At 71.6% G+C, this 2,657-nt stretch carries 2 protein-coding genes and 2 tRNA genes; all 4 read right to left on the bottom strand.

The annotated features are described in order from the left end of the window. Positions 1–146: 146 nt before the first annotated feature. Positions 147–220 (bottom strand) — tRNA-Met (locus tag QL987_RS16790). 45 nt (positions 221–265) lie between these two features. Continuing rightward, positions 266–337: transfer RNA gene (locus QL987_RS16795), tRNA-Thr, on the bottom strand. Between the two features lie 90 nt (positions 338–427). After that, on the bottom strand, positions 428–1,669 hold the full coding sequence (locus QL987_RS16800) for a M23 family metallopeptidase (RefSeq protein ID WP_290158797.1): 1,242 nt from the start codon (positions 1,667–1,669) through the stop codon (positions 428–430). A 156-nt stretch (positions 1,670–1,825) separates the two neighbouring features. Next, the gene (locus tag QL987_RS16805) at positions 1,826–2,656 is read right to left on the bottom strand and encodes an inositol monophosphatase family protein (RefSeq protein ID WP_290158798.1); all 831 of its coding nucleotides are present in this window, start codon (positions 2,654–2,656) and stop codon (positions 1,826–1,828) included. Position 2,657: the final 1 nt, after the last annotated feature.

Genomic DNA, 2,657 nt, shown 5'->3' on the forward strand with positions numbered 1-2,657 from the left:
GGCTGGAGGCGCGGGACGCGTGATCGACGACCAACCGACCGCCACGGAACGGACGGCGCCGGGAACGACGAAGGCCCGGCGCTGCTGCGCCGGGCCTTGCCGTCTTGACGCCGTTCCCGCTGATCACACTCGTTCGACCAGCACGGTAGCGAGGGCGGGACTTGAACCCGCGACACCACGATTATGAGCCGTGTGCTCTAACCAACTGAGCTACCCCGCCATGGATCCGCAGTGATCACTGCGAAGTGACAACACTGCGAGTCGGAGCCCCGAGTCAGGATTGAACTGACGACCCCTTCCTTACCATGGAAGTGCTCTACCACTGAGCTATCGGGGCGAGTACCGCGAGCGGCACCACACGAGGATAGCAGACCCGCGACGGTGGTCTGGAACCGACCGTGACGCCCGGGCGTGCCGTCCGCGAGGGCTAGTTCGCGTTGGCCTGGAGCCACGCCAGCGGGTCCACCGGGACGCCGTCGATGCGGATCTCCAGGTGCAGGTGCGGGCCTGTCGAGTTGCCCGTGCTGCCGACCAGACCGACGGTCTGACCGACCTTCACGTGCTCGCCCTGCACGACCTGGAACGAGTTGTCGAGCATGTGCCCGTAGACGCTGACGAACTGCTTGCCGTCCACGTCGTGCTCGATCCAGACGTCGTTGCCGAAGCCGCCGTCGTTCGCCTGCACCTTGATGACGGTGCCGTCGGCCACCGCACCGATGGCGGTACCGGCACCCGGGGCGAAGTCGACGCCCTGGTGGAACGTGGAGCAGAACGAGCACCCGGCGACCTGTCGGCCACCGAAGCCCGAGGAGATCGGCACACCGACCGGGAACGGCCACTGGATCGTGCCGTTCGCGTCGTTCGTGAACGTCGAGGGGTCGGTCGCCATGCCGGCGGCCGGGGTGACGCTCCGCTGCGCTTCGGACACGGTGTAGGCATCGCGGTCCACGGTGCCCTCGACGGCGTCACCGACGGAGAGCGACTGCGCGTCCTGCACGGAGGCACGGACGGTCGCGGCACCCGGCTGCGGGACGTAGAGGGCCTGCGCGGGCAGCGAGGTCGAGACGACGAGACCGGCGGTGAAGAGCAGTGCGCCGACGACCGTCACGCGGGACGCGGTCCGGCGGAACGAGGTACCGGAGGCCCGCGTCGCACGACCGGCGGCCGGTGCGGTGCGGGCGATGTGCCGCGTGGCACGGTCCACGCGGGGGCCGTCGGCGATGACCGGCACAGCCGGGGAGGCGGCGCGGGTGGCCTTCGGTGCGGCGGCGCGGGTGGCCTTCGACGCAGCGGTCCGGGTCGCGCGCTTCGTCGCGGAGGTGCGGCGTGCGGCGGCGGGACGAGCGGCGGCTGACACCGGAGCACCTTCGGCGAGCGGTGCGACGACCGGGGAGGACGGTGCCGGCGGGGTCAGCGGTGCCGCGCTCGAGGCCGGGAGGACGGGCGACGAGGGGGCCGGCGGAGTCGTGGGGCCGGAGCCGACGGGCGCCGGACGAGCAGCGTCACGAGCGGGTGCGGCGACCGAGCGGTCGACGTCCGACCGGCGTCGGCACGTCTTCGCGGCGGCGCGTTCGGCTTCGATCCGAGCTCGTCTCGTCAGGTGCACGGACGGCGTCGCCCCGGGGGCGTTGCGGTCGATGGTCGTGGGCGTCTGCGAGGAGTCGAGCATGCGTTCGGTGATGATCCTGAGTTCGAGGCACGGGCGCTCGTCGGTAACGAGCAGGTAACGGGACTTCTGAACGGTAGCAAAGGAGTTCGGTGCTCGCCAGTCGTGTGCACGCCTGTGCAGACCCCCCAGAGCGGGTGGCTCGGCCCGGGTCGGAGCTCAGTCGCCCAGGACGTCGTCCTCCAGCGTGCGTACGAGGGTGGCGAGGTCCTCGACGATGCTCGGCGCGGCGAAGAGGAAGGACCGCGTGTCGCCGACCTCCCACGTGCGGACGTCCGCTCCGGCCGCGGCGGCCACGATCGAGCCGGCCGCCATGTCCCACGGGTTGATGCCGCGTTCGTAGTAGGCGTCGACGGTGCCCGCGGCCACGGCGCAGCAGTCGAGTGCGGCAGCTCCGGCACGGCGGACGTCACGCACCTCGGTGATCAGCCCGGCGAGGACGGCCGCCTGCTCCCACCGGCGTTCGGCGGTGTACCCGAAGCCGGTGGCGACGAGGGTCTCGGCGAGGGACTCCGGTGCGGCGACGGTGAGCGGACGTCCGTCGAGGGTGGCCACTCCCCCGGCCACGGCGCGGTACACCTGTCCGGTCGCCGGCGCGATCACGACACCGGCGACGGGCTCCCACATCGCGGGGTCGGGGACACCGCGGACGACCCCGATGCTCACGGCGTAGGCGGGGCTGCCGTAGAGGTAGTTGACCGTGCCGTCGATCGGGTCGACGACCCAGGTCAGGCCGGAGGTGCCGGTCGCTGTGCCGGACTCCTCGCCGAGGAAGGCGTCGTCCGGGCGTGCTTCGCTGATGCGCCGGCGGATGAGCGCTTCGACCTCGCGGTCGGCGGCGGTCACGACGTCGGCGATGCTCGACTTCCGGTCGGCGACCTCGACCCCTTCGGCTCGGCGCTGCACCGCGAGTGCGGCGGCTTCACGGGCGATCGCCTCGGCGAGGTCGGCAAGGGCTTCGGGAGCAGCAGACACGGGAGCATTCGACATA

The sequence above is a fragment of the Curtobacterium sp. APC 4022 genome (assembly GCF_030407555.1).
Taxonomy (GTDB): domain Bacteria; phylum Actinomycetota; class Actinomycetes; order Actinomycetales; family Microbacteriaceae; genus Curtobacterium.

Excerpts from the sequence above, each read along its gene's own strand:
- QL987_RS16805 (WP_290158798.1), bottom strand. The coding sequence starts at position 2,656 with ATGTCGAATGCTCCCGTGTCTGCTGCTCCCGAAGCCCTTGCCGACCTC.
- QL987_RS16800 (WP_290158797.1), bottom strand. The coding sequence starts at position 1,669 with ATGCTCGACTCCTCGCAGACGCCCACGACCATCGACCGCAACGCCCCC.